Here is a 644-nt window from a genome sequence, read left to right as displayed (position 1 = left end):
GCGCCTTCTAGGTTTAGGTATACCTGAGTTTCGTTACCAAGCTTCTCTACGATCATCACTTCACCGTGAATGGTTGCGTCAGCTTCGGTTGCAGAAAGTAGGTGCTCTGGGCGAATACCCAAAGACATGCGGTCGCCACGGTTAACGGTTGTACCATCTACAGGAATCCAGAATGATACGCCGTTAGATAGTTGAACTTTAACGCGTTCTGATTCTACTTCATCGATGAACACGCTCATGAAGTTCATTTTTGGAGAACCGATGAAACCAGCCACAAAGCGGTTCTGTGGGTAGTGGTAAAGTTCAAGAGGTTTGCCAACTTGAGAGACGTAACCACCATCTCGTACGACGATTTTATCCGCCATGGTCATTGCTTCCACCTGATCGTGTGTAACGTAGATCATGGTGCAGCCAAGTTGACGTTGTAGTTTGGTAATTTGCGCACGCATGTTTACACGTAGCGCGGCATCTAGGTTAGACAAAGGTTCATCTAGAAGGAATACGTTTGGTTGCGATACTAGTGTACGGCCGATAGCCACACGTTGACGCTGACCACCTGAAAGTGCTTTCGGTTGACGCTCAAGCAAGTGACCCAGTTGTAGGATTTCTGCTGCGTGTTCAACACGTTTGTCGATTTCTGCCTT

At 47.5% G+C, this 644-nt stretch carries 1 protein-coding gene; it reads right to left on the bottom strand.

The genetic code is table 11. The features are described 5' to 3' along the window. On the bottom strand, positions 1–644 hold a 644-nt coding region (locus tag R7190_RS28245), incomplete at both ends, for an ATP-binding cassette domain-containing protein (protein ID WP_318137977.1).

The organism is Vibrio sp. 1078-1 (assembly GCF_033340475.1).
The sequence above is the reverse complement of the archived record's forward strand: the minus strand, read 5'-3'. Positions and strand labels throughout refer to the sequence as shown.